The organism is Lentzea sp. NPDC051213 (assembly GCF_044455585.1).
Taxonomy (GTDB): Bacteria; Actinomycetota; Actinomycetes; order Mycobacteriales; family Pseudonocardiaceae; genus Lentzea.
The window spans coordinates 154,376-180,321 of the sequence record NZ_JBITEX010000005.1; the positions used below are offsets into that span (position 1 = coordinate 154,376).

The 25,946-nt window shown below is 68.1% G+C and carries 20 protein-coding genes; 7 read left to right on the plus strand and 13 right to left on the minus strand.

Annotated features, from left to right (window positions below):
- Positions 1 to 18: 18 nt before the first annotated feature.
- The 3 genes from ACIA8G_RS23060 to ACIA8G_RS23070 all read left to right on the plus strand — a co-directional run bounded on the left by ACIA8G_RS23060 (position 19) and on the right by ACIA8G_RS23070 (position 3,103).
- On the plus strand, positions 19 to 705 hold the full coding sequence (locus ACIA8G_RS23060) for a hypothetical protein (protein ID WP_396420706.1): 687 nt from the start codon (positions 19 to 21) through the stop codon (positions 703 to 705).
- 299 nt (positions 706 to 1,004) lie between these two features.
- A complete protein-coding gene (locus ACIA8G_RS23065) occupies positions 1,005 to 2,816 on the plus strand; it encodes a phosphoenolpyruvate carboxykinase (GTP) (protein WP_396420707.1) in 1,812 nt (603 codons plus the stop codon).
- Positions 2,817 to 2,890: 74 nt separating this feature from the next.
- On the plus strand, positions 2,891 to 3,103 hold the full coding sequence (locus ACIA8G_RS23070) for a hypothetical protein (RefSeq protein ID WP_396420708.1): 213 nt from the start codon (positions 2,891 to 2,893) through the stop codon (positions 3,101 to 3,103).
- A gap of 284 nt (positions 3,104 to 3,387) precedes the next feature.
- On the opposite strand, the gene ACIA8G_RS23075 is transcribed toward ACIA8G_RS23070, so the two are convergent.
- From ACIA8G_RS23075 to ACIA8G_RS23095, 5 genes are all read right to left on the minus strand, one after another.
- A complete protein-coding gene (locus ACIA8G_RS23075; RefSeq protein WP_396420709.1) occupies positions 3,388 to 4,230 on the minus strand; it encodes a septum formation family protein in 843 nt (280 codons plus the stop codon).
- The gene (locus tag ACIA8G_RS23080) at positions 4,227 to 5,483 is read right to left on the minus strand and encodes a hypothetical protein (protein ID WP_396420710.1); all 1,257 of its coding nucleotides are present in this window, start codon (positions 5,481 to 5,483) and stop codon (positions 4,227 to 4,229) included. Before ACIA8G_RS23080 ends, ACIA8G_RS23075 begins: the two co-directional genes overlap by 4 nt.
- A gap of 70 nt (positions 5,484 to 5,553) precedes the next feature.
- Positions 5,554 to 7,188 (minus strand): monocarboxylate uptake permease MctP, encoded by a 1,635-nt coding sequence (gene mctP / locus ACIA8G_RS23085; protein WP_396420711.1) that lies wholly within the window; start codon positions 7,186 to 7,188, stop codon positions 5,554 to 5,556.
- On the minus strand, positions 7,188 to 7,454 hold the full coding sequence (locus tag ACIA8G_RS23090) for a DUF3311 domain-containing protein (protein WP_396420712.1): 267 nt from the start codon (positions 7,452 to 7,454) through the stop codon (positions 7,188 to 7,190). Before ACIA8G_RS23090 ends, mctP begins: the two co-directional genes overlap by 1 nt.
- A 105-nt stretch (positions 7,455 to 7,559) precedes the next feature.
- Entirely contained in the window at positions 7,560 to 8,246 is a 687-nt protein-coding gene (locus tag ACIA8G_RS23095; protein ID WP_396420713.1) for a GntR family transcriptional regulator, read from the minus strand.
- A gap of 96 nt (positions 8,247 to 8,342) precedes the next feature.
- On the opposite strand from ACIA8G_RS23095, the gene ACIA8G_RS23100 reads away from it, so the two are divergent.
- Positions 8,343 to 9,122, plus strand: coding sequence for a LamB/YcsF family protein (locus ACIA8G_RS23100; RefSeq protein ID WP_396420714.1), 780 nt, complete (start codon positions 8,343 to 8,345; stop codon positions 9,120 to 9,122).
- A gap of 60 nt (positions 9,123 to 9,182) precedes the next feature.
- Here ACIA8G_RS23100 and ACIA8G_RS23105 read toward each other — a convergent pair whose 3' ends face one another.
- From ACIA8G_RS23105 to ACIA8G_RS23135, 7 genes are all read right to left on the minus strand, one after another.
- The gene (locus ACIA8G_RS23105) at positions 9,183 to 10,073 is read right to left on the minus strand and encodes an ROK family protein (protein ID WP_396420715.1); all 891 of its coding nucleotides are present in this window, start codon (positions 10,071 to 10,073) and stop codon (positions 9,183 to 9,185) included.
- An 11-nt stretch (positions 10,074 to 10,084) separates the two neighbouring features.
- The gene (locus tag ACIA8G_RS23110; protein WP_396420716.1) at positions 10,085 to 12,253 is read right to left on the minus strand and encodes an NEW3 domain-containing protein; all 2,169 of its coding nucleotides are present in this window, start codon (positions 12,251 to 12,253) and stop codon (positions 10,085 to 10,087) included.
- 72 nt (positions 12,254 to 12,325) lie between these two features.
- Complete coding sequence (locus ACIA8G_RS23115) at positions 12,326 to 14,434, minus strand: pentapeptide repeat-containing protein (protein WP_396420717.1); 2,109 nt, start codon at positions 14,432 to 14,434, stop codon at positions 12,326 to 12,328.
- A 5-nt stretch (positions 14,435 to 14,439) separates the two neighbouring features.
- The gene (locus ACIA8G_RS23120) at positions 14,440 to 15,207 is read right to left on the minus strand and encodes an amino acid ABC transporter ATP-binding protein (protein ID WP_396420718.1); all 768 of its coding nucleotides are present in this window, start codon (positions 15,205 to 15,207) and stop codon (positions 14,440 to 14,442) included.
- Positions 15,204 to 16,004, minus strand: a complete 801-nt coding sequence (locus ACIA8G_RS23125) for an amino acid ABC transporter permease (RefSeq protein ID WP_396420719.1) — start codon at positions 16,002 to 16,004, stop codon at positions 15,204 to 15,206. Before ACIA8G_RS23125 ends, ACIA8G_RS23120 begins: the two co-directional genes overlap by 4 nt.
- Positions 16,005 to 16,083: 79 nt before the next feature.
- Positions 16,084 to 16,896, minus strand: coding sequence for a basic amino acid ABC transporter substrate-binding protein (locus tag ACIA8G_RS23130; RefSeq protein WP_396420720.1), 813 nt, complete (start codon positions 16,894 to 16,896; stop codon positions 16,084 to 16,086).
- A gap of 241 nt (positions 16,897 to 17,137) precedes the next feature.
- On the minus strand, positions 17,138 to 19,792 hold the full coding sequence (locus ACIA8G_RS23135; protein WP_396420721.1) for an MGH1-like glycoside hydrolase domain-containing protein: 2,655 nt from the start codon (positions 19,790 to 19,792) through the stop codon (positions 17,138 to 17,140).
- Between the two features lie 136 nt (positions 19,793 to 19,928).
- On the opposite strand from ACIA8G_RS23135, the gene ACIA8G_RS23140 reads away from it, so the two are divergent.
- A complete protein-coding gene (locus tag ACIA8G_RS23140) occupies positions 19,929 to 21,992 on the plus strand; it encodes a hypothetical protein (protein ID WP_396420722.1) in 2,064 nt (687 codons plus the stop codon).
- Here ACIA8G_RS23140 and ACIA8G_RS23145 read toward each other — a convergent pair.
- Positions 21,943 to 23,346, minus strand: coding sequence for a M20/M25/M40 family metallo-hydrolase (locus tag ACIA8G_RS23145; protein ID WP_396420723.1), 1,404 nt, complete (start codon positions 23,344 to 23,346; stop codon positions 21,943 to 21,945). The genes ACIA8G_RS23140 and ACIA8G_RS23145 overlap by 50 nt on opposite strands.
- Before the next feature lie 370 nt (positions 23,347 to 23,716).
- On the opposite strand from ACIA8G_RS23145, the gene pdhA reads away from it, so the two are divergent.
- Together pdhA and ACIA8G_RS23155 are read left to right on the plus strand one after the other, a co-directional pair.
- The gene (pdhA, locus tag ACIA8G_RS23150; RefSeq protein ID WP_396420724.1) at positions 23,717 to 24,913 is read left to right on the plus strand and encodes a pyruvate dehydrogenase (acetyl-transferring) E1 component subunit alpha; all 1,197 of its coding nucleotides are present in this window, start codon (positions 23,717 to 23,719) and stop codon (positions 24,911 to 24,913) included.
- Positions 24,913 to 25,938, plus strand: a complete 1,026-nt coding sequence (locus ACIA8G_RS23155; RefSeq protein WP_396420725.1) for an alpha-ketoacid dehydrogenase subunit beta — start codon at positions 24,913 to 24,915, stop codon at positions 25,936 to 25,938. Before pdhA ends, ACIA8G_RS23155 begins: the two co-directional genes overlap by 1 nt.
- Positions 25,939 to 25,946: the final 8 nt, after the last annotated feature.

Consider the following 25,946-nt stretch of genomic DNA (forward strand, 5'->3'; position numbering starts at 1 on the left):
CCCAGGAGGTGTGTCCCGGTGTACATCGACGAGAACGGTGCGGCCGACGCCGAGCTGAAGGTCACCGTCGAGGATGAGGAGTACACCGCCGACGTCACCTTCGACCTGAACGACGACGGCGTGAACGACTCCGCCGTGGTCGAGACGGACGACGGCGGCCACCTCGCGTTCACCGACACCAACGGCGACGGCGATGCCGATCTGATGAGCACGTTCGACAAGGACGGCAATCTGCTGAGCCGGGCTCGGTTCGAGGAGAATTCGGGTGAGTGGGTTGCTGTCGACCCGAACGACTCCCCGCAAGAAAAGACGAATTCGTCACCCCAGCAGACGATTGTCGTGGACACCGACGAAGGCGACCGAAAGGTCGGGCAGGCGACCGAGGACACCGACGGCGACGGCAAGGCCGACACCGCGGTGGTCCGCGACGACGCCGGAGACACCTGGCTGTTCACCGACAAGAACGGCGACGGGCACGCCGACGTGGCGACCGAGATCACACGATCCGGCGAGGTCACGATGTCGGAACACCGCGGTGACGACTGGGTCGAGGTCGAGCACGGGCACATCGAGTCCGACGGCCGGTACGTGACCGACAGCAAGAGCGGCATTCTGGACGACTCGGACGACTGGTTCGAGGAGGAACGGTTCGACGGGGTCGTCCGAATCGATTCCACCACCGGGCAGTGGATCAGCCCGAACTGAAGCGCAGGTCACAGGCCCCGATGTGGTGAGAACCGCATCGGGGTCTCTTGTTTTTTCCCCACCTCAAGCGCGCCTTAACGCCGTCCGAGTGCTGAATCGATTCCAGAATCGGTTTTGTGAGGGAAGCGACAGGCTGGGGGTGCTTTACCTGCCATTCACCGGGCTAACCTCGATCCATCCCCTTCACGCACGCCCGGCCCCACCGGGCGTCTGGAGCTATTCCCGAGGACGACGAAGTCCTGAACGGACCCAGCTACGTCCTCGGGCAGCCGAGGCGTTCAGTCAGGAGACGAGACGAGATGACGGCAGTGACCATTCCCGGTCTCGAACACGCACCTACCAACCACGCGCGTTTGCTCGCCTGGGTTCAGGAAGTCGCTGAGCTGACCTGCCCTGATGAGGTTGTTTGGGCGGACGGGACCCAGCAGGAGTGGGACCGTCTCACGCAGAAGCTCGTCGACGCCGGCACCTTCGTGCCCCTGAAGAAGAAGCAGAACTCGTTCTGGGCGGCCTCGGACCCGAGCGACGTCGCGCGCGTCGAGGAACGGACCTACATCTGTTCGGTGCGCGAGGAGGACTCGGGCGCGACGAACAACTGGATGGACCCTTCCGAGATGAAGGCCATCATGACCGAGCTCTACCGGGGCTGCATGCGTGGTCGCACGATGTACGTGATCCCGTTCTGCATGGGCCCGCTGGACGCGGAGAAGCCGATGCTCGGTGTCGAGATCACCGACTCGGAGTACGTCGTCGTCTCGATGCACATCATGACCCGCATGGGCACCAAGGCGCTGGCGCTGTTCGGTGAGGACGCACCGTTCGTGCCCGCGCTGCACTCGCTCGGCGCGCCGCTCGAGGCCGGTCAGGAAGACGTGCAGTGGCCGTGCAACGACACCAAGTACATCTCGCACTTCCCGGAGACCCGCGAGATCTGGAGCTACGGCTCCGGCTACGGCGGCAACGCCCTGCTCGGCAAGAAGTGCTTCTCGCTGCGCATCGCCTCGGCCATGGCGCGTGACGAGGGCTGGCTCGCCGAGCACATGCTGATCCTCAAGCTCACCTCGCCGGAGAACAAGGCGTACTACATCGCCGCCGCGTTCCCGTCGGCCTGCGGCAAGACGAACCTCGCGATGCTCGAGCCGACCATCCCCGGCTGGAAGGTCGAGACGCTCGGCGACGACATCGCCTGGATGCGTTTCGGTGAGGACGGCCGCCTGTACGCGGTGAACCCGGAGAACGGCTTCTTCGGCGTCGCGCCCGGCACCGACTACCACACCAACCCGAACGCGATGCGCACGATCGCGAAGGGCAACTCGCTGTTCACGAACGTCGCGCTGACCGACGACGGCGACATCTGGTGGGAGGGCATGGGCGAGCCCCCGGCCCACCTCACCTCGTGGAAGCACCAGGACTGGACGCCCGACAGCGAGGAACTGTCGTCGCACCCGAACTCGCGTTACTGCACGCCGATCGAGCAGTGCGACATCAAGGCGCCGGAGTGGGAGGACCCGAACGGCGTGCCGATCTCGGCGATCTTCTTCGGTGGCCGCCGCGCCACGACGATCCCGCTGGTCACCGAGTCGCGCGACTGGCAGCACGGCACCTACATGGGCGCCACGCTGTCGTCGGAGACCACGGCCGCCGCGGTCGGCAAGACCGGTGTCGTCCGCCGCGACCCGATGGCGATGCTGCCGTTCATCGGCTACAACGCCGGTGACTACTTCCAGCACTGGGTCGACCTCGGCAAGCGCGCCGACGCGGACAAGCTGCCGAAGATCTTCTACGTCAACTGGTTCCGCCGCGGTGACGACAAGCGCTTCCTGTGGCCCGGGTTCGGCGAGAACTCGCGCGTGCTGAAGTGGGCCATCGAGCGCATCGAGGGCAAGGCCGCCGCGCAGGAGACCCCGATCGGTTACGTGCCGACCGCGGCCGACCTGGACCTCGAGGGCCTGGACGCGTCGCGTGAGGACATCGAGGCCTCGCTCGCGTTCGACGCCGACGAGTGGCGTGCAGAGATCCCGCTGGTCGAGGAGTGGTTCGCGAAGATCGGCGAGAAGGTTCCGACCACGCTCCGCGACGAGCTGGCGTCCCTGAAGCAGCGCCTGGGCTGATAGCTCTCAGGTGTTTGGTGACCCACCGGTCAACGGCGACCGGTGGGTCACCTTTTTGAGGTACTACTAGTGGTGTGACGCAGGAAGACGACTTCCTCGGCGGACTGCACTTCGACGGCTCGAAGCGCGATGTCGAGGTCGGCCCGACGAAGGGCATCGTGCGCTACTACCCGGTGCCGCCCGCCCCACCGGCCCGCGTGCCGTGGTGGCGCTACACCCTCGTGTTCGTCCTCGGTTTAGCGATCGGCACTGCTGCCGGCGTGGTCCTGTGCAGCAATTTCCTCTGAATCAGTGCAGCTCACCGTCCATTTGAGACGAAGTTGTCCACAGGTGTGGACGGCTCTGTGCACATGTTGTGGATAGCTGGGGACAGCCTGGGGTGAGTTCTCCACAGGTTGGAAAAATGGTCTTGCCGCAGGAATGAACCTGCCCGCCTCCGGGAACGTCTTATGTGTGTGATGACGGTCACAAAGATCGTCACCGGAGGTGAGGGAGGTGTGCCGTGGGGATCGCAGGAATCGCGATGCTGGTGCTGTCCCTGGCCGCCGTGCTGATGGTCTGGATCGCCGGATCAGTTCGGGAGCGGATTGTCGCGGATGCCGAGGAGAGTGCCGGTGAAGGTCTTGTTGGCCTCCGCGTAGCAGATCGCGTAGGTCCAACCCTCTGACCAGCCCTGGGAGCCGGGCATGCGCCACGCGGGGATGACGTCGGTGCGCTTGTCCGAACCCACGTAGTCGTGGACCGCCTTGGTGCACTTGTCCTTGGCGACCGCGTTCATCTGGTCCTTGGACGGCGTCGGGTCGCTGTGCTTGCCGAGCGGCACGATGCCGCCGGGAACGGCCTCGGCCATGTGTGCGCCGTTGCAGGCGGTGGTCTTCACGTCGGCCTCTTTCGAGGGCGAGCCCGCTAGGCAGAGCTGATAGGTGTTGAAGCTGTTCCCCTTGAGGGAGTCCTTCAGCGAACCCTTGCGGGGGAGCGCTTTGCCGTCCGGCGTGAGCTCCGTGACGGTGCACAGCCGCCAGCGCTCGCCCTTCGCCCAGCCCTGCTCGTTCGGCCAGAACGTCCAGATCTGCAACCGGGTGCCGGCCGAGTCCTGGCTGCCGAGGTAGTCGTTGATCAGCGCGTAGCAGGGCGGCAGCGTCGCCTTGCGCAGCGCCTGCGCGTCCGGGTAGGCCGACGGCAGACCGGAGATCTCGCCGACGGCCATCACCTCGGCGTCGTGGCTCTCCGCGCACTCGACGGGCTTGATCTCGGCGGAGTTCAGGCACTGCCCCGCCTTCGGCAGCGTCGGTGCGCCGGGGGCGGCGGTGGACGGCGCCGGTCCTGGGAGCGCCTGACCTCCCACGTTGATCGTGCAGGCGGAAAGCGCCCACACACAGAGGAAGATTCCCACCGCCAGCCGTACCCGAGTCACACCAGAGAGACTAGGGCCTTCACCTGATCGGCGATGTCCCGACGCTGCTTTTCGAACGCGGCATCGGTGAGCGCGGCCGGATCCGCCGGCTGGCCCAGCACCGGGGTGTGCAGGTGTCCACCTAGGACGTTCGTTGCGCCGTAACCGATTCGCAGGCGGTTGGCCCGGTACATGCTCTCGTTGGAGAGGTAGTCACCACCACCGCCGCTGGCCGCGACCGCACCCGGCGTCGGCTGGTCGGTGCGGCAGTCGCGCTGGGTGCCGACCGGCGTGCCGACCTTCCACTCGCAGAAGCTCAGGTTGTAGGCCACGGTGAACGGCCCGGTGCCCGCGTCGATCATCTTCTGGAACGGCAACGACGTCTCGATGAACTCGTGCGCCGGCTGCGGCCAGCCCGCCGCGTTGGGCACGGAGCCGAAGGAACCGACGTTGTTGTTGTCCGCGAAGCCACCGCGCCAGCGCGCCGCCCACCGCTCGATGTCGAACCGGCCCGGCCGGCCCTGGCTGATCGTCACGAACCCGTCCGGCTTCTGCGTCAGCGCCGAACCGTAGAACTGCTCGACCACCCCCTCGTCGAAACCGCCCCACAGCACCGGAAGTACCGCTGCCTGCAGCACGACCTTGCCGGTAGGGGTGCTGATCTCACGGCCGTCGAGCTGCAGTGCCGCCGCGCCCGCGGGGTTGGCGCGCCGCACGTTGACCCCGCTGAGCTGGAACGGGTCGAAGCCGGTGACCGCGACTCTGCGCACGCCGGGCTTCGCCGGGAAGGCCGCGTCGCTCAACCCGCGCGAGGCCCAGTCGAACTGCTGGACGAGCTTCGCCCGGTCGTTCGGCGAGATGGCGAAGCGCGGCTTCCACTGGCGCAGTGCGGTGCTGAGCTGCAGTCGTGCCCAGTAGAGCGGGCGGTCGTCGTAAGCGTCGTGGGTGACCGGCTTCGTGCTCTGCGCACGGGAGACCGCGGCCTTCCACAGCGCGTTGCCTTCGCGTTCCACGAACTGCTGCGCCTGTTTCGGCGCGATCTGGCGGCAGAGCTTGGTGGTGAAGTCCGTGACGCGGCCGTCGAAGCCCGCGAGCTTCACGAGCGCGGGACCGACCGCGGGACCACCCGCGACGAGTGTGTCGTCGAGTCGTTGTTCTTCAACGGTGAGAGGGACGGTGGTGTCGTAGCAGTTCGCGTCCTGCGCGTGGGCGATGCCCGGCGCGACCGTGAGCGCGGTGGCGGCCAGTGCGACAAGAGCAGCAGGGATTTTCACCTGAGCAATCTCAACAAAAGGGTCCACCCGCCGGAACCGACGGGTGGACCCTTTTGTTAACTCTCTTGTCTCAGTGGGCGGCGACGGGCTTGACCCGCGGGCTGTCCTCATCGACGTGGTAGTCGGACGGGTCGGTCTGGTCCGTGCCGTTGAAGACGCGGAGCTTCTTGGCGATCAGCGTGACGATCACGGCCACGATCAGGTTCGTCGCCAGCGCGGGGATACCGACGTAGATCGTCATCGCGGACTCCCCGAACGGGTGCCAGCCGAAGATCGACAGCTTGCCGAGCGGCAGCGCGGAACCAGCGAAGTGCGCCTTGCCGATGGCCGGGTTGCCGATGTTGTAGAGCAGCCACATGCCGTAGCCCATGCCCGCGATCCAGCCGGCGACCAGGCCGTACACGTGGAACCAGCGCGTGTACAACGCGATCGCGACCGCCGGCAGCGTCTGCAGGATCATCACGCCGCCGATGAGCTGCAGGTCGATGGAGAACTGTGGGTCGACGAACACGATGAACGCCACGGCGCCGAACTTCACGACCAGGCTGGCGAACTTGGCCTGCTTGGCTTCCTCCGCCGGGGTGGCGTGCTTCTTGATGTATTCCTTGTAGACGTTGCGCGTCCACAGGTTCGCCGCCGCGATCGACATGATCGCCGCCGGCACCAGCGCGCCGATGCCGATGGCCGCGAACGCGATGCCCGCGAACCACGACGGGAAGTTCGCGCCGAAGAGCTCGGGCACGATCGTGTTGGTGTCGGGACGCCCGGTCGCCTGGTTGACGATCGGCTTGGTGCCCGCGCTGATCGCGACGTAGCCCAGCAGTGCCAGCAGGCCCAGCACCAGCGAGTACGCCGGCAGCGCGACCATGTTGCGCTTGATCACGTTGCGGCCGCGGCTGGCCAGGATGCCGGTCAGCGAGTGCGGGTAGATGAACAGCGCGAGCGCACTGCCCAGCGCCAGCGACGCGTACTGCAGCTGGTTGTTGCCGTTGAGCAGGATGCCGTCGGTCTTGGCCGGTGTGGCGTCGAACTTGGCCTGCGCGTCGTTGAAGATCTCGCCCCAGCCGCCGAACTTGGCGGGCAGGTAGACGATCGCCACGAGGATGACGATGTAGATCAGGATGTCCTTGACGAACGCGATCAGCGCCGGCGCCCGCAGGCCGGACTGGTACGTGTAGACCGCGAGGATCACGAACGCGACGAACAGCGGCAGGTGGCCGAGGATGCCGCTGCCGTTGAGGCCCATGCTGCGCAGCACGGCTTCGAGGCCGACGAGCTGCAGGGCGATGTACGGCATCGTCGCGATGATGCCGGTGACCGCGATGATCAGCGCCAGCCAGTGCGAGCCGTAGCGGCCCTTCACGAAGTCGGCGGGCGTGACGTATCCGTGCACGCGGCTGACCGACCACATCCGCACCAGCGGCAGGAACACGATCGGGTAGAGGATCACCGTGTAGGGCAACGCGAAGAACCCGGTCGCGCCCGCGCCGAACATCAGCGCCGGCACCGCGACGAAGGTGTAGGCGGTGTAGAGGTCACCACCGACCAGGAACCACGTGATCCAGCTGCCGAACTTGCGGCCGCCCAGACCCCACTCGTCGAGGTGCTCGAGGGTGTCGCCCTTCTGCCACTTGGCTGCCACGAAGCCCATGACCGTGACGAGCAGGAAGAGGACGCTGAAAACGATCAGCTCGGTCCACTGCATCAGTTCGCTCCCTCGTCCAGGTCGTCAACGCCGAGCTTGTCGGGCTTGCCGGTGACCACCGGCTTGTCCTTGGTCTTGATGTAGACCAGTGCGACGCACAGGACGCCGAGTGGCACGAACGCGAACTGGTACCAGTAGAAGAACGGCAGCCCGAAGACTCGGGGCTCGTCCTGGTTGAACCACGGCGTGATGAGCATGACCAGGGGAACCAGCAACAGCAGGTTCCAGTTGCTCCAGCGCAAGCCGGTCTTCGGGTCCGACGGCATGGTGGCCCTCCGTGTACGCGGTGTTGCGCGGATGTTAGGCCTGATCACACGTGCCGTCAGCCTGGTGATCGGAATCGTTGCACTCGTCTTAACGTTCCCTTTGGCTTAATCCGCTTCCAGTCGGGTGACGAGGTCCTGCTCAGCGGCGTCGAAGTACTCGTAGAGCTGGTCAATTGCCTCGTCGGTCGTTCCATTGTTCAACAATTCTACGATCCTACGATTCCACGGCAGGTACGTCTGGTGGAAGTCGTTGATCTCCTGCGCCACCCGGAACGCGAGCATGAGCTCGGCGAACAGCCGGTCCGACTCGTCGCTCAGCCGGGCGCTGCCGGCCAGTCCGACGATGCCGCGGTGGAACTGGATGTTCGCGGCGCCGGCCTTGGACCAGTCGTTCTTCTCGGCCCTGGCGACGGCCTGCCGGACGGGTGTCCGCACGGCCTCGCGCTGCGCCTCGGTGACGTTGCCCCACAACCTCAGCGCGCCGCATTCGATCACCCGGCGGGCGGCGTAGAGATCACGCACGTCGTCGCCGGTCGGCCTGCGGACGAACACGCCGCGGCTGTGCTCGTGCACCAGCAGGCGGTCGCGGGTGAGCAGCCGGAAGGCTTCCCGCAGCGTGTTGCGGCTGACGCCGAGCGCCCCGCCGATGGCTTCCTCGCTGAGCCGCAGGCCGGGTGCGAGCTCACCGTCCAGCACCCGCTCACGCAGCATGTCCGCGACCTTCTGCGCGGTGCTCGCGCGCTCCAGATCGGCCTTGCCCTGCGCCAGCGTCGACACCCACGTCTCACTCACCGAACCAGTCTATTTGCAGGATCGTTCGATTGCACTATCGTAGAATCGTTCAACAATCCAACGATCCAACAAAACACGCAGGCGTTGGAGGACGGCATGGACCTGAACGCGGACCTCGGCGAGGGCTTCGGCCACTGGACCCTGGGCGACGACAAGGCGTTGCTAGAGGTCGTGACCAGTGCAAACGTGGCGTGCGGCTATCACGCCGGTGATGCCGACACGATGCGCTCGGTCTGCGCGCTGGCCGCCGAGGCGGGCGTGGCCGTCGGCGCGCATGTCGGGTACCGCGACCTGGCCGGGTTCGGGCGGAGGTTCATCGACGTCGCTCCGGACACCTTGACCAACGAGGTCGTTGCGCAGCTCGGAGCCCTGTCGGCCTTTGCCCGCGTCGCCGGGACGCGGGTTTCGTACGTGAAGCCGCACGGCGCGCTCTACAACGCGCTGGTCCGGCATGAAGGCCAGGCCGACGCCGTGGTGGATGCCGTGCGGATGTTCGACCCGACGCTGGCGGTGCTGGGTCCGCCAGGCGCGGTGTGGCTGAAGCGGGCTTCCGTGGCAGGCCTGCGCGTGTGGCACGAGGCCTTCGCGGACCGCGCCTACACGGCGGCCGGAACGCTGTTGCCCCGCGGCGAACCGGGGGCGGTGCTGCGCGATCCGGCGGAGATCGCGGCTCGCTGCGTGCAGCTCGCCACCGAGGGATGGGTGCGCAGCGTCAGCGGTCGCCCGGTGCGGATTCAGGCCGACTCGATCTGCGTGCACGGGGACACGCCGAACGCCGTGGAGATCGCGAGGACGGTTCGTGCGGCCCTGGAATCGGCCGGGACAGCGGTGGCACGGGTGGAGTCACCGCTGCGCCACACCTACCAGGCAGTCTGAAGGCGGCCGCCGGTATTCACCGCGCCGCGCCCACCGGCCCGGCCTCTCCGCCCACGGTCGTCACCGCACCAGCGCCGCCGCGCCCACCAGCCCGGCCTCTCCGCCCAGCTCAGCCGCCCGCACCTCGAGACCGGCCAGGTACGACAACCCGGCGTGGGTCTTCAGTGCTTGCCGCACCGGCTCGAACAGCAACTCCCCGGCTTGAGCCACTCCGCCCCCGATGACCGCCAGCTCCAGATCACACAGCGCTGAGGCACCGGCGATGGCCATTCCGACGGCCTGACCTGCGCGTTCAAAGGCGACGATCGGGATCTCCTCGCCTGACAGCGCGGCAGCGGCCAGCAGGGCCGCGTCGGCGTGATCCGGTGCCTGCCATCCGGCTCGCCGCGCCCACGCCACCATTCGCGGTCCACCGGCCACGGTCTCGACGCAACCCCGCCCGCCGCACGTGCAGGGCTCGCCGTCGGGTTCGACGACGAGGTGGCCGATGTGCCCGGCGTTTCCGGTTCGGCCGCCGAACGGTCGCCCGCCCAGCACCAGGCCGCCACCGACGCCGGTGGACACGACCAGGCCGACCATGAACGTGCTGCCTTGCCCGGCTCCGCGCCAATGCTCGCCCAAGGCCATGCAGACGCCGTCGCCCGCCAGCTCGACCGGGGCGTCGGGAAAGAGCGAGGCCACGGAGGCTCGCAACGGGAAGTCGTGCCACGAAGGCACGTTGATCGGGGAGACGGTGCCGCGCACTGCGTCCACCGGGCCCGCCGAAGCGATGCCGACCCCGGCGACCGCCTCGACGCCGACGACGGACGTCACCAGCGAGGCGACGGCGTCCCACGGATCGGTGGCCGGCGTCGGGACCCGGGACGAGCGCACTACAGAGCCTGCGGAGTCCACCAGGGCGGCAGCGATCTTGGTGCCGCCGAAGTCCAGTGCCAGCACCAGATCAGTCACGATGAACCATGTTAACCAGCGACTTCGAGGCGGATCACCGGAGTGGTCCGAACCAGCTCACCGGCCGCCACCTTCACCACGGCCGACCACGAACCGGCGGTCGCCCACTCGGGCGCGGAGAGCGTGAAGTCGAGTGGCAACCGGCTTTGCGCTGGTAGCAGGCCGCCCACGCAGAACGGGGCGACCAGGTCCCACGTGTCGCGCGGCGACAGGACCCGCGCCTGCACCGGCAGGTCGCCGTGCGCGCCGGACGCCACCCAGACCCGCAGCGCCGAGGACTCGCCTGGCGAGACCCGGACCACGGCAGGCGACGACGAGACCCACAGCACCTCGACGGGATCTTCGAAGTCCCACTCCGGCACGGTCAGCAGTGCGACGTCGTAGACCTCGAACGGCAGGCCCTGCAGCGTGGCCCGCACCGGGTAGCAGCCGGGGGTCCGGGGCGGCACCAGCCGCACCTCGGCGGACACGAACTCGCCGGCGGGCACCGTCACCGGCATGGATTCCCACGAGGCCGACCAGCCGTCCGGCAGCGTGAGCTGGACGGAGCCGGTGAAGTCCGCGCCGTCCGACACCGCGACCACCCGCAACCGGGTCGGCCCGAGCACCTCCAGCCGCACGTTCGCCGCCAGTCCGCCCAACGGTGCGGGCTCGTGCAGCCAGTACCGCGCGAACACCGGCGTCACCTCGGGCGAAACGGGCCCGAGCGGCGGTCCGGCGACCGACAGCCGAGGCGTCACCTCGGGCAGCGTGCCGCAGGCGGGTGTGCGCGAACCCAGCACGCCCACCAGCGGTGACGGGTCCAGGTGGCCGACCTCGTGCCACAACGTGCAGGTCGTGGAGCCGACCATCTTCTCGCCGACCTCGCTGTGCCAGACGGTCACCGGGCCCACCAGCGCCGGCGGTTCCAGCGCGGGACCGTCGACGGCCACCAGCGAGGCGACCGGGTCGTACGACAGGACGAAGTGCGTGGACGCGATCTCGTTGCCGTAGCCGCGCTTCCACCCGTGGTCGACGTCGTCCTCGACCAGCGAATAGGTCCGCCACCCGGTCGCCGGCACGTCCTTGGCCAGGAAGGTCACCGTGGATCCGTCGACCAACGTCGGCAACGCGGCACCGTCGGAGGCCACGTGCACGTTCCGCGCGGAAGGCAGGTGCACGGAAACGATGTCGGTGCACGGCTCCGGCAACGGGTTCCAGACGACCACCGACGAGTCCACAGTGGACGTCAGCGCGGCCAGAGAGCGCGATGTGACGTCGGAGCGCAGGTCGAAGGCCTCGCGCGGGTGAGCGACCTGCGCGCGGGCCAGCGCGGAAGCGGGGAACGCGGCCCCGGTCAGCCGCGCGGCGTGCGAGGCGAACACGGCGGCGGGCGACTCGTCCGGTGGCGCCGGAGGTACCGGCACAGACCCGCGCACGTAGTAGTCACGCGGCAACGAGCAGGCGACCCGCGGCCAGGTGTAGCGCCGATTCCAGTCGTGGTGGATCGCGGTCACCCAGCGGTTCGGCCAGGACCGCGGCGACCCGACCGGCAGCAGCACGTGCGGCGACTCGGCAGAAGACCGCAGATCGAGGAAGGACGAGTAGACCGACCGCTCCGCCTCACCCAGCGACGAGGCCTCCAGCGGGCTCCCGGACGGCAGCGCGGCGAGCAGCGGCGTCACACCGACCACATTGGACGGATCGCCGACGACCTCGACCCGTCCCTCCGAGATCAGCCGCAGCAGCAACGAGCGGTGCTGCGGAAACGTGTCCCAGTACGGCTGCAGCAGCTGCACCGACGTCACGGCGAACCGGTAGGCGGGATCGGTCAGCGCCAGGTCCAGGTGCGCGCGCAACACGTCGAACGGAGCATCCCCCGCCACGTGTCCGACCAGGTGCACCGTCCACCCCGGCTCGCCCACGACCAGCGAAAACGCGCAGGAAGCCTCGCCGGCGGCCGAGCGCAGGAAGGCCTGGGCGGGCACCACGTCGCCGGGGGAGTGCTCGGAGACGTCGACGCTCACCTCGAAGCCGAACGGGCCGGGGTGGAGCGTTCCGCCGTGCCGCGGCGAGTGCAGGCCGGGCCCGGACACGTGCGCGTGCGCCGGCCCCGTCGGCGTTGGCGAGGTCACCCGCACCACCTGGAGCAGTGCGGTCCGAGGCCCGACGAAGAGCTCGGTGGACTCGGCGGCGATCACCGAATGATCGCACCACCGTTCAGTACCGGACGAAATACCCCGATGGTGGCGAGTGCGGTGACATCACCGCTCTCATCGTTTCAACATTCGTGTCAGGCCGGCCGCCACCGTCGTAGCCAAAATCCACCCGGTGACGATCAACCCGGACGCGATCCACTGCGACGCCCCCGGCATCTGCCAGCGGTTCTTGTTGCCGAAGTCGACGATCGGCACCACCAGGTCGATGGTGAAAAGCCACGCGTTCCACGGCAGGTGGTCATCGGCGTTGATCTCCACGAGCGGTCCCTTGAACTGGAACCACATGACGCCCACCAGCCACGCCGTGATCAGCCACCCCAACGCGCGCGCCGGCCGGTAGCCGTACCCGACCATCGAACGCTGCAGGAAGCTCCACAGCAGCACCAACGGGCCGAAGAACCGCATGCCCTCGGCGACCGCCCGGTACCGCAGCCGCTGCTTCTCGATCAGCACGGTCGAGGCGTGCTCCTCGTTGCCGGACGCGGTCAGCATCTCGGCGAACTGGTCGTACGGGCGCGGGCGGTAGCTGCGCCGCATCGCCTGCCGCAGCCAGCGCAGCCGCTGCTCGACCTGGTCGTCGTCGCGCAGGTCGATCGGGTAGGCGAGCGAGTCGTAGCGGAAGTCGTCGAGGTCGATGAAGCCGGTGGCGTTCCAGAAGTTCTCGTTGTCGTCCAACGACGTGCAGCGCGCCTGCCGGAGCGTCACCAGGCCCTTGGGCGGCGACACCACGTTCAGCATCAGCTCCTGGACCTGCATGCCCATGGCGTTCAACGCGTGGCTGTCCAGCTTGTCGCCGAGCACCGCGCCGTTGAAGTTCGCCATGCGGCCGATGGTCGCGCGCCGGCACCGCACGCCGCCGTGCGCGACGAACTCCTTGTCGCCGCGCGCGCAGATGAGGTCGCGGCCGATCGCGGCACCGCCGATGTCGAGCGACGGCTTCTCCCGCGGCTGGTGCCGGTACTTGCCCGGCTTGATCAGCCGGCTGCCGCGCAGGTCGAGGTTCGCGCCGACGGTGATGCCGCGCAGCTCCAGGCCGCCGGAGATGTCCGACTCGCGCACCACGAAGTTGCTGCCGACCTGCGAGCGGTTGGCCAGCACGGCGTCCGCGAGCGGATTGTCCACAGTGGCCCGTTCGATCGTGATGCTGCCGCGCACGTGCGTGTCGACCATGCGCAGCTGGCCCTTGATCACCACGCCGCGCCCGACCACGTCGCCGCCGATCTCCGCGCCGTCGACGTGCAGCGCTCGCCCCGATCCGGTCGGGTCGGTGCCCACGGCGGGTGGTGACACCGCGTCCAGCTTGGCGCCGGCCATCGACAACGTGCCGCCGATCCGCGCGTTCACCGCGCGCACGGTGCCCGAGCTCGTGAAGCCGCGATCCAGCTCCAGGTCACCGGACACGTCCACCCGGTCCAGGACGAGCGTCGCGGACGGGTCGTCGTGCGGGTCGGTGGTCTCCTCGAAGTCCGATCCGCGCGACAGCATCGCGCCGCTGAGCGACAGCGTGGAGCTGATCCGCGCGTTGGCGAGGAATACCACGCCGTGCGAGGTGAAGGCGCCGAGCAGGTTGCCGCCGACCTGCATGCCGTTGCCGTTCAACGTGAAGCCGTTGGCGTTCTCCAGCACCGCGCTGCCGAGGTTGACGTTGCCGCCGATGTGCGAACCCGCGAGCCGGATCTCGCCCTCGGCGTGGATGCCGAAGCCGAGCAACGCACCGGCGACCGTCAGCCGGTCACCGTGCACGCACAGCCCGCCGGGCAGGCTGAAGCTGCTGTCCCGCAACAGAACCGAGCCGGCGATGTCGGCGTCGGTCAGGTCGGTCAGCCCGGAGACCCGGCAGCCGAGCAACGAGACGTCGTTGCTGCTGCGGAGATTGCGCGCTTCGAGGCCCGGCAGGTCGCAGTCGCTGAACGAGACGCCGGCGAGGTTCGCCTGCCGCAGGTCCGGTGGCTCCTCGAACTTGCAGCGCTCGAACTCGAGCACGTACGGCACGTCGACCGCGCGCAGGTCGAGCACGCCGGTGACCACCCGGTCCACCACGCGGATGACGGGCGGGGTGCTCGGCTTGCGCCGAGGCAACCGCCACCCGCCACCACCAGAGTTGTCGTTCTCCCCCATCAGCCCCCGCAGCACCTCGGCCGCGGGGACCTTCCCCCTCGCCACGCGGCCTAGACCGGGTCGCTCGGACCGTGGTGCGTCGGGTCGAGCACGCGGGCCAGGAACTCCTTGGTGCGGTCCTCCTGCGGGTTGCCGATCACCTCGGCCGCCGGGCCCTCCTCGACGATGTAGCCGCCGTCCATGAAGATCACCTTGTCGGCGACCTCACGGGCGAACTGCATCTCGTGCGTCACGACCAGCATCGTCATGCCCTCGTCGGCGAGCTGGCGCATCACGCCGAGCACGTCACCGACGAGCTCGGGGTCGAGCGCGGAGGTCGGCTCGTCGAACAGCATCACGTCGGGGTTCATCGACAACGCGCGGGCGATCGCCACGCGCTGCTGCTGACCACCGGAGAGCTGCGCGGGCATCGCGTGCACCTTGTCGCTCAGCCCGACGCGCTCCAGGTTGTGCAGCGCGACCTCGCGGGCTTCCTTCTCGCCGCGCTTGAGCACCTTGCGCTGTGCCACCGTGAGGTTGGCCAGCACGTTGAGGTGCGAGAACAGGTTGAACGACTGGAAGACCATGCCGATCTTCGTGCGTGCGGCGTCGATGTCCACGTCCGGATCGGTGAGTTCGATGCCGTTGACGACGATCTTGCCGCCGTTCGGCTCCTCGAGCAGGTTCACGCACCGCAGCAGCGTCGACTTGCCGGAGCCGGACGGGCCGATGATGCAGACCACGTCACCGCGTTCGACGGTCAGGTCGATGCCCTTGAGGACGTCCAGCGGGCCGAAGGACTTCTTCAGCCCGGTGATCTCGACGAACGTCTCGCTCATGCGGACACCTTCTTCTTACCGGTGGTGCCGCGGCGCTCCAGGTACCGGGACAGGTAGCCGAGCGGCAGCGTGATGATCAGGTAGCAGAGACCGGCGATGAGGATCGGCGTCAGGGACGGGCTGCGGCTCAGCGTCTCCCGGCCGAACTTCGTTAGCTCGTACTGCTCGCGGAACAGGCCGAGGATGTAGATGAGCGAGGAGTCCTTGGTCAGCAGGATCAGCTCGTTCGTCAGCGGCGGCAGGATGATCCGGAACGCCTGCGGGATCACGATCGTGATCATGGCGCGGCCGCTGGACATGCCGAGCGAGCGAGCCGCCTCGACCTGTCCCTTCGGCACCGCCTGGATGCCGGCGCGGATCGTCTCCGCCATGTAGGCGGCGCCGACGCCACCGAGCGCCAGCATGACCGTGGTCAGCGGCGGGAACTGCATCTGGAACGCGATCGGCACGCCGTAGTAGATGCCGATGAAGACCAGCAGCGCGGGCACGCCGCGGAAGAACTCGATGTAGACCGTGGCGATCCAGCGGTACGGAGCGACCGACGACAGCTTCATCAGCGCGAGCACGAGACCCAGCGCGAGGCCGAACGCGAAACCGAGCGCGGTGTAGATGATGGTGTTCTTCAGCGCCACCGTGATGACGCTCGGGAACATCGACGCGGCGATGTCCGTGTTGAAGAACGCGCCCCGGATCTGGCCCCAGTCAGCCAGGAACGCGACCAGCAGGGTGATGACGACCAGCACGCCGTATTGCACGTAGCGGATGATCTGCGTCCGCTTGCGCTTGGACAGTGCCATGGAGGCTCCTAGCGGTGGTGGTTCGAACAAGCGGCGGGGCCGGTGCGACGCGAGCCGCACCGGCCCCGAGGGCAATGAGTTACTTGCTCTCCGGCTTCTTGCCGAACCACTTCTCGTAGATCTTGTCGTACTCGCCGCTCTCCTTGGCCTTCTTCAGGACCTCGTTCACCTTGGTGAGCAGGGCGGTGTTGCCCTTCTTCAGGCCGATGCCGTACTTCTCGCCGGTGTCGAACTCCTTGGTGACCTCGGTGTCCGGGAACTCCTTGGCGTAGTCGTAGAGCACGCCGTTGTCGTTGATCGCCGCGTCGACGGCGCCGGTGCGCACGGCGGTCTCCATCAGCGGGAGGTCCTCGAACTGCACGACGGTGTAGCCGTTGGCGGCCGCGTTGTCGTTCGCGTAGGTCTCACCGGTGGTGTCCTGCTGGACGCCGAGCTTCTTGCCCTTGAGGCTCGCGAGGTCCTTGAGACCGGCGCCCTTCTTCACGAGCAGCGCCTGCGAGGCGTCGAAGTACGGGTCGGAGAAGTCGATCGCCTTCTTGCGCTCCTCGGTGATCGTCATGCCCGCCGCGGCCAGGTCGCACTGGTTCGCGTTGAACGACGTGCCCGAGGTGATCGTCTCGAAGGGCGTGTCGAAGATCTGCTGCGTGACGCCGAGGTCCTTGGCGATCAGATTCACCAGGTCGACGTCGAAGCCGACGGTCTGGTCGCCCTCGCTGTACTGGAACGGCTTGTAGGACAGGTGTGTGCAGGTGACCAGCTTGCCGCTCTGCACCAGCGGGATGCCCGAGCCGCCCGTGCCCTGGTTCACGGGAGTCGCGCAGCCCGACGCTGCCATCACGGCCAGCCCCAGCACGGGGATCATGGCCATCAACTGCCTGGTTCGACGAGCCACTGCGTCACTCCTCGTAACTGTCGCGGACGAGTGACCGGGATACTGCCACTCGGGTGACGTGGTGGACAGCACGTGCGTGTTACAGGCCACTCCGTTGCAACAATTTTGCGTGAAAAGGCCCTGAGTGGCGCAGAATGTTGCGCAGATTGGCCTAGATCACACAACGTATGCACGTATTGCACCCGAATGGTGACGACTCGCAACGTTGCTTGATCAGGATTTGATCACGACAGCAGGACGTTCACCGGAAACGCTCGGTCAACAGGCCCGCGACCAGCGCCGTCCACCCCGTCTGGTGGGTCGCGCCGAGCCCCTCACCGGTGTCCCCGTCGAAGTACTCGCTGAACGTGACGTGCTGCCGCCACAGCGGTGACTCCGAGGCCTCGATCCGCTTGCCGTCCGAGGGCCTGCGCCCGTCGTGGTCGGGCAGGAACAGCCCGATCAGCCGATCCGACAGGTCGTCCGCCACCTGCCCCGCGGTCACCCAGCGGCCGGAGTGCGTCGGCATCTCGACCTGGAACACGCCGTCGTGGAACGCGCAGACCGTGCGGAGTGCCTCGACGAGAAGTGCGTTGGTGGGCAACCAGATCGGGCCGCGCCAGTTCGAGTTGCCGCCGAACATCGGGGTGTGCGACTCGCCCGGTTCGTAGCCCATCCGGTGGTCCTGGCCCGCGACCTTGACCTCCAGGCCCTCGCGGTGCGCGGCCGACAGGGAGCGAATCCCGTGCGGCGAAAGGAACTCCTGCTCGTCGAGCATCCGGTGCAACACGCGGCGCAGCTTGGACTCGTCCAGCAACGACACGAACGCGCCGCGCTCGTAGTGGAACGTGATGAACTGCCGCAGCTCCGGCCGGCGCTTGAGCAGGTGCTCCAACCGTCTGGTGAACCCGTGCAGCTCGCTGAGCACCCACGGTTCGAGCACGGCGCTCGCCAGCAACGGGATCAGGCCGACCATCGACCGCACCCGCACGGGCTCCGACTCGACCGAGCCGTCCGGCTGACGGCGCGAGACCCGGTCGTAGCAGAAGCCGTCCTCGTCGTGCCAGATGCCGCTGCCGGACGACCCGAAGTGCGTGAACGCCTCCGCGATCGACAGGAAGTGCTCGACGAACTTGGTCGCCACGTCCTCGTACGACTCGTCGTCGCGCGCCAGCTCCAGCGCGATCTGCATGAGGTGCAGGCTGTACGCGGCCATCCACGAGGTGGCGTCGGACTGCTCCAGCCGCCACTCGCCGAGCATGGGCTCGGACCGGTTGACCGGCCCGATGTTGTCCATGCCGAGGAAGCCGCCCTCGAAGAGGTAGCTGCCGTCGGCGTCCTTGCGGTTCACCCACCAGGAGAAGTTCAGCAACAGCTTGTGGAAGATCTTCGCGAGGAACTGCCGGTCCCGGCTGCCGTCCGCGCGGTAGACCTGCAACGCCGCCCACGCGTGCACGGGCGGGTTCACATCGCCGAACTCCCACTCGTACGCGGGAATCTGGCCGTTCGGGTGCATCATCCACTCGCGGCAGAACAGCAGCAGCTGCTCCTTCGCGAACGCCGGGTCGACCAGCGTGAACGGGATCGTGTGGAACGCCAGGTCCCACGCCGCGAACCAGGGGTACTCCCACTCGTCCGGCATGGAGATCACGTCGGCCACGTCGAGGTGCCGCCAGTGCACGTTGCGCGCCTCTTGCGCCCGCCGTGAGCTGGGCGCCTCCGGCTTGGTCGGGTCGCCGTCGAGCCAGTCCCGCGTCCGGAACCGGTAGTGCTGCTTCGTCCACATCAGACCGGCGAGCGCCCGGCGCAGCACGTTCTTCTGCTCCGGCCCCGCCTGCGGCGCGATCGCGTCGTGGAACTCGTCCGCCTCGATCTTCCTGGCGCTCATGGTCTCTTCGAAGCTCGGCCCGAACGGGTCCATGTGCCCGTCTCCGCCGACGAGCCGCAGCCGGATGGTCACCGTCTCGCCCGGCTCCACCGGATCGAACGAGTACCAGGCCGCGAACTTCGTGCCCGCCGCCCCCGCGTCGTCCGGCCCGACCACCTGACAGGTGCTCGTCGACCCGTGCACCACGTAGTTGCAGATGCCGTCCTTGGTCCACGGCGACGGGTTGCGCTCGGCACCGAAGAGCGACATCTCGTTGCTCTCGTTGTCCGTCATGAGCATCGACGGCGAGTCGTCGAGGTGCAGCGTGTACCGGCCGAGGTTGCCGTGGTCCGCGGTGACCTTGCGCCCGGTGGAGGTGCTCGCCACGAGCTGGCACGGCCGCTGGTCCCGGCCCCACGCCCAGGTGTTGCGAAACCACAGCTGGGGCAACAGGTGCAGCGGCGCGTCTTCAGGCCCCTGGTTGGTCGCCTTGATCTCGACGCAGATGTCGTCGGTGTCGGCCTTCGCGTAGGTGACCTGGACGTCGAAGAACCGGTTCTCGTCGAGCACCCCGGTGTCACTCAGCTCAGGCTCGCGGTTCTCCCGGCCGGCGTTGCGCGACATCTCCCGCAGCTGCCCGTACGGGAACTCCCGCTGCGGATAGCGGTAGAGCACCTGCATCCAGGAGTGCGTGGGCGTCCCGTCGGTCACCCACCAGTGCTCCTTGACGTCCTCACCGTGGTTGCCCTCTTCGTTGGCGAGGCCGAAGTACCGCTCCTTGAGGATGACGTCGTTGCCGTTCCACAGCGCGAGCGCGAAGTTCAGGAACCCGTGCATGTCGCAGATGCCCGCGATGCCGTCCTCGCCCCACCGGTAGGCGCGCGCACGGGCGTGGTCGAACGGGAACGACCGCCAGGCGTCACCCTCGGGCGAGTAGTCCTCGCGGACCGTCCCCCACTGGCGACCGGACAGGTACGGCCCCCACAGCCGCCACGGCGAAGTCGGGTTCTCCGACTCCGCGAGACGCGCCCGTTCCGCATGTTCGCCCATCGCTCCAGTGTGGGACACGGGGCAGCACGCCTGGTCAGGCCCAGGTCAGGTCTGAGTCTTTCCTCACTAAACAACCGGTGGAGCATGACCTGAACGGGGCATTTCATCTGTGTCCGAATGAAGTCAGCATGCTCGAGTGACCCGTGACGACAGCGAGGACGCGGTGTTCGAGTGGGCGGTCGCCGCAGCGCTGGAGCCGCGGCACCGGGGAGACCGAGCGCTCCGGCACGCGATCGACGTTGCGAAGCCGTGGATCCTGGCCGCCGCGGAGACTCAGGAGGACAGCTACGCCGTCCGCGCGGAGAAGGTCCGGCGCAACACCTCCGAGCGGGCGGCTCGCCGACCGGCGCTGGTGCGAGTCGTGCTCCTCGTGATCGTTCCGACGATCACCTGGTCGCTCCTGGTCCTGTCCACCCGTCTGGGTTCGCTGCGCGCCGCCGAGCTGAGCGTGGGCAGGTCCGCGTTGTACGTGCTCGGCTTCTCCCTCGTGGTGCTTGCTGTGTCGTACGCGGGATCGCCGGGCAGAGCGGTCGGCCGGTACTGGGCCACCACGAGTCTCTGGCTGCCGACCTGGTTCGCGTGTGCCGGTGTCATCGTCGCTTCGGGTCAGTCCGGCTGGTACTCGCTGGTTGCCTTCCTGGTCTGCGCAGGTATCGGCGGCGCGTTCTTCACCATTGTGGAGACTGCGCTGCCCACCAAGGAGATGAAGGCTGATGCCGCCGCTGCGGAGCAGGCACTCGAAGAGTGGCGCGCGGTGGTCCTGAGGGACGGCGTGCAACCTGTGTTGCGTGCCGAGCTCGGCAGCAAGCGGGTCGTGCTCGGCACCAAGCTGTCCTATCGCGGCGGCCACGGTCTGCAGAAGGGCGGCTCGCTGATCGTCCACCAGCCCGTCCGGGCGGGCCGTGACCTGGCTGAGCACGTGCGCGGCCTCAACGGCGGCAGCTTCGCGCTCGCCGGGCCTCGTGGGGCGGGCAAGACCAGCCTGCTGAAGGCGTTCTGCCAGGGCGCCTACCGCAGGCCGGAGGAGCCGCTCGACCTGGCGATCATGGTCGCGGCGCCGGTGGACTACGTGCCGCGGGAGTTCGTGCTGCACCTGTACGCGCGGACCTGCCGCGCCGTGATCTCGTACATGCACGACGTCGACCGGCGCGCGGTGAAGCGGGCAGGACGGCGCGACCTGTGGTGGCGATCCGCACCTGACGACGCGGTCCGGCTCGTCCGGGCCGCCCGGCGCGGGCTTCAGGACGTCGCGTGGGTGCAGACCCGCAGCGGCGAGACGAGCGGGAAGTTCGGGTTTCGTGGTGCGGAGCTCGCGTACAAGAGGGGCGTCAGCCTGGCCGGCCGTCCGGCGACGTTCCCCGAGGTGGTCGACGACTTCCGCCGGTTCGTACGGGCCGCGGCGAGGGTGCTGGCGCCGGTCAGGGTCGTGATCGCCATCGACGAGATGGATCGCATCGGTGCAGGGGAACCGGCGCGCAGGTTGCTCAACGAGATCAAGGCGATCTTCGACGTACCCGGCTGCTACTACGTGGTGTCGGTGTCCACCGAGGCGCAGCACGACTTCGAACTGTCCGGCATGGGCCTGCGCAGCGTGTTCGACAGCTCGTTCGACGAGGTCGTGCGCGTCGACTACCTGGACTTCGCGCTGGCCCGCGGCCTGATCAGCCGGTCGGTGGAGGAGCTGCCCGAGGTGTTCGTGGCGCTGGCCTACGTCTTTTCCGGCGGACTGGCGCGCCAGCTGACCAGGACGGCGCGGGCGATCCTGCGGCGGGAGCAGGGGACGCCGCTCGCCTCGGTCACCGAGGAACTCGTGGCCGACGAGCTCGAGCGGGTGTGCAAGACGACGGGTGACGCGTTGACCGCGTTGGACGACGGCGCCGGCGTGACCGCCTTGCTGCGGGTGCTCGCCGACCAGGGGAACGATCTTCGCGACTACCGGAAGGCGATCCAGGCCGCTTACGACGGCGAGAACACCGCGATCTGCGACCTGCGCGACCGAGCGGCGGCGCGCGTCGAGTTTCTGGCGGTGGTGAGGGAGATGTTCACCGAGGAGCTGGCCGGGGTGCTCACCGATCGGGTCGACGCACTCGCGAGAGCGCGCCGCTACGCGGGCAGCAACCCGGCCACCGGCCTCGCGTTGCTGGAGGAGTTCAGTGCTGAGACGAGTGCGCGTCCAGCACCAGAGCAACCGCCTCAGTGACCCGAGCCGCATGCGCCAGGTGCAACCACTCATCCGGCACGTGACAGTTGGAGTCCGGCCCGATCGCGCCGGTCACCACGAACTGCGCGTCCGGGTACGCCTCGTGCAGCAGCCCCATGAACGGGATCGACCCACCGAGCGACACGGTCCGCCACGGCGCGCCGAAGACCTCCTTGCCGGCGTCGTCCAGCGTCGCGGACAGCCACGGCGCCAGCGCCGGCGCGTTCCAGCCGTCGGCGAACTCGACGCGGGAGAGCTCCACGGTCGCGTTGTAGGGCACGTCGGTGGTCAGCTTCTGGCGCACCGCCTCCAGGGCCGCGGCAGCCGAGGCCGTCGGCGGCAGGCGGAAGGACAGGACCAGGGTGGTGAACGGGCGCAGCACGTTGCCCGCGTCGTCCGGGAGCGGCAGGCCTTCCGCGCCGGTCACCGAGAGCGTCGGGCGCCAGCCGGAGTTCAGCGCCAGCTCGACCTCGTCGGAGGACATCGGCTGCAGGTCGCCCACGCGCGGCACCGGACCCCACAGGGCACCCGGCGCGGCCTCGACGGCCTCGCGGACCTCGGCCAGGCGGTGCGCCGGGATCTCGACGTGCATCTCCGGGATCAGGATCTCGCCGGTCTCCGAGTCCTCGAGCCGGTCGAGCAGGATCCGCGCGATCCGGAACGACGACGGCACGATGCCCGAGGCCATGCCGGAGTGCAGACCGCCGTCCAGCACCCGCACGGTGGCCGTGACCTGCACCAACCCGCGCAGCGACGTGGTCAGCCACATGCGCTCGTAGTCCGAGCCGCCGGAGTCGAGGCAGACGACCAGCGACACGCGGCCCAACCGCTCGGAGAGGTGCTCCAGGTACGCGGGCAGGTCGGGCGAACCCGACTCCTCGCCGGTCTCCAGCAGCACCACGGAGCGGGCGTGCGACCCACCGCCGGCGCGCACCGCCTCGAGAGCGGCAATCGCGGCATATCCGGAGTAACCGTCATCTGCGGCGCCACGGCCGTAGAGACGTCCATCACGCAGCACCGGGGTCCACGGACCCAGTCCTTCGCTCCAGTTCGCCACCGGCGGCTGCTTGTCCAGGTGTCCGTAAAGCAACACCGTGTCGTCGCCCGCATTGCCGAACGCGGGCACGTCGACGATCAGAAGCGGCGTGCGTCCCGCCAGTTGGACGACCTCGAGCGTGACGTCCGGCAGGTTGCGGGAGGCGATCCACGCGCGCACGTGCTCGATCGCGGCGGCCAGTTCGCCGTGCTCTTCCCAGGCGGGATCGAACGCGGGCGAGATCGCCGGCACGGCGACGAGCTGAGACAGGCTCGGAACGATGTCGTCGTCCCAGAGCGTCCTGACAGTGCTGGTCACAACTGAGCGGTCCACCTCTCGATCCTGTCACGACTCCGCCTCTGCTCGCGTGCCTAGGCTCTTCCTCGGAGGCCCCTGACGAAGTTAACGATCGGTAACCGGGACAGCATCGTCCGGTAATCGGACGGCCTAGTCGGAGGACAAAAGGTCGAACCTCCGACTGTTGTCGCTGATCAGAACGTTGACTCGTGTGTTACGAAGTGGGACGGGTCTCACCAAGTCGGGTGAGGCCGTGTCAGGATGTGGTCGTAAGCCACCGTCACCGTCGACGGCTGCCTCCGGCCCCACAGGGTCAGCGGCGACCGCCGGCGTCGCCGCACGAGATCGTCACGAGCGATCAGGCGGTCGGAGAAGACAGAGGAGAAGGCGCATGTCGTCCCCTGAGCAATGGACGCACCCTGAGCCGGACGCAGCGCCGGCCGCCACTGCCGCAAAACCGACAGCGGAACAGGTGATCGCAGGCTTGCGAGCGACTGACGAGGGCGGCGCCGACCTGGTGCAGCTCCTCACCCCTGAGGGCGAGCGGGTCACGCACCCCGACTTCGACATCGACATCTCGGCGGAGGAACTGCGCGGGCTGTACCGCGACATGGTCCTGATCCGCCGCGTCGACCGCGAGGCGAACGCGTTGCAGCGCAAGGGCCAGCTCGGCATCTGGGTGCCGCTGCTCGGTCAGGAGGCCGCGCAGATCGGTGCCGGCCGCGCGATGCGTCCGACCGACATGGCGTTCCCGAGCTACCGCGAGCACGGCATCGCGTGGACCCGCGGGATCAACCCGACGGAGCTGCTGGGCATCTTCCGCGGCACCGATCAGGGCACGTGGGACCCGATGGAGAAGCGCTTCCACCCGTACACGATCGTCATCGGCAACCAGGTCCTCAACGCGGCCGGGTACGCGATGGGTCAGAAGTTCGACGGCAAGGTCGGCGACGACGACGGCGAAGCCACCATGTGCTTCTTCGGCGACGGCGCGACCAGCCAGGGTGACGTGCACGAGGGCTTCGTGTGGGCCGCGGTCTACGACGCGCCGCTCGTCTTCTTCTGCCAGAACAACCAGTGGGCCATCTCCGAGCCCACGGAGCGCCAGTCGCGCCTGCCGCTGTACCAGCGCGCCCGCGGCTACGGCTTCCCCGGCATCCGGGTCGACGGCAACGACGTGCTCGCCACGCTCGCCGTGACCAAGTGGGCGCTGGAGGAGTGCCGGCACGGCAACGGCCCGATCCTGATCGAGGCGTTCACCTACCGGATGGACGCGCACACCACCTCCGACGACCCGACCCGTTACCGGCTGTCGGACGAGCTGGAGATGTGGAAGCTCAAGGACCCGATCGAGCGGGTCAAGGTCTACCTGGTCAAGCAGCAGTGGGCCGACCACGCGTTCTTCGAGGGTGTCGAGGCCGACGCCGACGCGCTGGGCGAGGAGTTGCGCGAGTTCTGCACGAACATGCCGGACCCGCCCGCTGAACGTATCTTCAGCAACGTCTACGCAGAGGGCAACGCGAACCTCGAAGCGCAGCGCGACGAATTCCTCGACTACGTCTCGGGTTTTGCTGGAGGTGAGCACTGATGGCTGCTCCGACCATGGACCGTTCCACGACGGCTGCCCCGGCCACCCCGGTGCAGACGCTCACGATCTCCAAGGCCCTCAACATGGGCTTGCGGGCGGCGATGGAAGCCAACCCCAAGGTCATCATGATGGGCGAGGACATCGGCAAGCTCGGCGGCGTCTTCCGAATCACCGACGGTCTGCAGAAGGACTTCGGTGAGCAGCGCGTGCTCGACACGCCGCTCGCGGAGTCCGGCATCATCGGCACCGCGGTCGGCCTCGCGATCCGCGGCTACCGCCCGGTGTGCGAGATCCAGTTCGACGGCTTCATCTTCCCCGGCTTCGACCAGATCGTGTCGCAGGTCGCGAAGCTGCACTACCGCACGCAGGGCAAGATCAAGATGCCCATCGTGATCCGCGTGCCGTTCGGCGGCGGCATCGGCGCGGTCGAGCACCACTCCGAGTCGCCCGAGTCGTACTTCGCGCACACCGCCGGCCTCAAGGTCGTCTCGTGCTCGAACCCGGCCGACGCGTACTGGATGATCCAGCAGGCGATCGACTGCGACGACCCGGTGCTGTTCTTCGAGCCCAAGCGCCGCTACTACGAAAAGGGCGAGGTCGACACGACCGCCAAGCCCGGCCCGCTGTTCGCCTCGCGCGTGCTGCGTTCCGGTGACAAGGCGACGTTGGTGGCCTACGGCCCGATGGTCCGCACGGCTCTCGACGCCGCCACCGCCGCCGCCGAGGACGGCAACGCTTTGGAGGTCATCGACCTCCGTTCGTTGTCTCCCCTGGACCTGGCGCCGGTGTACGAGTCGGTGCGCCGCACCGGCCGTCTGGTGGTCGTCTCCGAGGCTCCGTCCGAGTCCTCGATCGCCAGCGAGATTGCAGCCAAGGTCCAGCAGGAGTGCTTCTACTCCTTGCAGGCACCGGTGCTGCGGGTGACCGGTTTCGACACCCCGTACCCGCCCTCGAAGCTCGAGGAGGAGTTCCTCCCCGACCTCGACCGGGTGCTGCACGCCGTCGACCGCTCTCTCGCCTGGTAAGGGGAACA

Coding starts and splice junctions, on each gene's coding strand:
- ACIA8G_RS23065 (WP_396420707.1), top strand. CDS start 1,005: ATGACGGCAGTGACCATTCCCGGTCTCGAACACGCACCTACCAACCAC.
- mctP (WP_396420711.1), bottom strand. CDS start 7,188: ATGCAGTGGACCGAGCTGATCGTTTTCAGCGTCCTCTTCCTGCTCGTC.
- ACIA8G_RS23090 (WP_396420712.1), bottom strand. CDS start 7,454: ATGCCGTCGGACCCGAAGACCGGCTTGCGCTGGAGCAACTGGAACCTG.
- ACIA8G_RS23100 (WP_396420714.1), top strand. CDS start 8,343: ATGGACCTGAACGCGGACCTCGGCGAGGGCTTCGGCCACTGGACCCTG.
- ACIA8G_RS23120 (WP_396420718.1), bottom strand. CDS start 15,207: ATGAGCGAGACGTTCGTCGAGATCACCGGGCTGAAGAAGTCCTTCGGC.
- ACIA8G_RS23125 (WP_396420719.1), bottom strand. CDS start 16,004: ATGGCACTGTCCAAGCGCAAGCGGACGCAGATCATCCGCTACGTGCAA.
- ACIA8G_RS23135 (WP_396420721.1), bottom strand. CDS start 19,792: ATGGGCGAACATGCGGAACGGGCGCGTCTCGCGGAGTCGGAGAACCCG.
- pdhA (WP_396420724.1), top strand. CDS start 23,717: ATGTCGTCCCCTGAGCAATGGACGCACCCTGAGCCGGACGCAGCGCCG.
- ACIA8G_RS23155 (WP_396420725.1), top strand. CDS start 24,913: ATGGCTGCTCCGACCATGGACCGTTCCACGACGGCTGCCCCGGCCACC.